At 30.2% G+C, this 1,857-nt stretch carries 2 protein-coding genes; one reads left to right on the top strand and one right to left on the bottom strand.

Features of this window, described 5'->3' with window-relative positions; all coding sequences use genetic code 11:
* On the bottom strand, positions 1-593 hold a 593-nt coding region (locus B3J44_RS23135; protein ID WP_286971747.1), incomplete at its 3' end, for a carboxypeptidase-like regulatory domain-containing protein.
* 453 nt (positions 594-1,046) lie between these two features.
* Here B3J44_RS23135 and B3J44_RS23130 point away from each other — a divergent pair.
* The coding region (locus B3J44_RS23130) for an NAD(P)/FAD-dependent oxidoreductase (RefSeq protein ID WP_286971746.1) at positions 1,047-1,857 on the top strand (811 nt) is incomplete at its 3' end.

Here is a 1,857-nt window from a genome sequence, read left to right as displayed (position 1 = left end):
GGCTGACCATCGATTAACACCATAATATATTCACTTCCAAAACCCTGCATTTGCACGCCAACAGATCTAGCCCCACCACTAATGTTGTTTACAATAGCAATTCCAGTTTGTTCTTTTAAAACTTCATCGAGCCTTCTGCTCCCCATAAGTTCAATTGTTTTACGATCGATTACAGTAACTGGCATAGCGCTATATCGTGCATTTACCAAGTTTTCAGGATTACTGCTTTCTTTAATGCGGCTCGTTACATTGACCTCTTTCAAATCGACTCCTTGTTCCATTTCGATTTTAATGGAATGACCAGCACCATTTAAAGTAATTTTCTCGATGTAATCTTTATAGCCCATATTGCTTATTCGAATTGTATACGTTCCATTTGATAATCCTGAAAATGAAAAATGTCCTTTACTGTCAGTTACGGTGTTTTTAAAAGAAGGTTCTAAAATTACTGTAGCATGCGATAATGGATTTTTAGAATGAAAAACCAAACCGTTTATACTATTATTATTTTGCCCCAAAAGCATATTAACAAATAGTAAAATGAAACTCGTAATAATTGTATTGTAATGACCGTAAGTGCTTTTATTTTTCATTTATTTTTTGACTGATTTCTTCTCAGAAATCAGAATAACTATTCTTATTTAGACTGTGTAAAAATAGTAATTAATAATAAAGTAATAGTATTTTATTTACATATTTTTTAAAATCGTGGAATATATCGCAGATATTACATAAACTAAAACTTTATATAGAATATATCAAAATACTAAATATCAATATTTTAACTAATAATTATAAATAAAACAAATTCAAGAAAAAAAATTAAGAATAGAAAAAGATAGTGCGAAAAAATTAATATTATTTTTATTACGAATTAAAAAAACAGAAGTTTCCTTACCTCATTTGAAATCTTGAGTCTTAAGAAAAAAACAAAATAAATTATCTTTTTTTATGTGAGAAAACACAGAATAAACAACATTGAAATTTTGTTAATTTCTTATAGAATTAAGTAAGAACATTTGAGTTTTTATGATTAAATTGGTTGTATGAGAACAAATCCCGATGTACTTATTATTGGAGGCGGTCTTGCTGGTCTGGCAAGCGCTCTGCACTTATCTAAAAAAGGTTTGAGGGTAACTCTTATCGAAAAAAATACGTATCCAAAGCATAAAGTTTGCGGAGAATACATCTCAAATGAAATTCTTCCTTATTTATTTTGGTTGGATATAGATGTTAGAGAACTCCATCCAACCAGCATTTCAAATTTTGAATTTGTTGCACAAAACGGAAAAACGGCAAAGACAAAACTTCCGCTTGGAGGTTTCGGAATCAGCCGTTATGAATTGGATCATTTCTTATTTAAAAAAGCCGTCGAAAATGGCTGCACTATTATTACAGAAAACGTCACTACTATTTCTTTTGAAAATGACATTTTCACCGTAACAACTTCTGAGGAAGTTCTTTCAGCAAAAATAATTCTGGGCGCTTATGGCAAAAGATCAAATATTGATCAAGTTTTGTCAAGAGAATTTATTTCTAAAAAATCACCTTGGCTTGCCATAAAAGCCCATTACAAAGGAAAATTTGATGAAAGCCTCGTTGGTTTGTATAATTTTCAGGGCGGTTATTGTGGTGTTTCTAAAGTCGAAAACGGAATTATCAACATTTGCTATTTAGCCGATTTTGAAACTTTTAAAAAGTACAAAAACATAGAAGAGTATCAAAAATCGGTACTTTATAAAAATAAGAAACTGAAAGCTATTTTCGAAAACAGCACTTCCCTATTCGAAAAGCCTTTAACTATAAGCCAGATTTCATTTGACAAAAAAGAATGTGTAGAAAATCATATTTTAATGA

This window comes from Flavobacterium sp. UBA4854 (assembly GCF_002399805.1).
Classification (GTDB): domain Bacteria; phylum Bacteroidota; class Bacteroidia; order Flavobacteriales; family Flavobacteriaceae; genus Flavobacterium; species Flavobacterium ginsengisoli.
The sequence above is the reverse complement of the archived record's forward strand: the minus strand, read 5'-3'. Positions and strand labels throughout refer to the sequence as shown.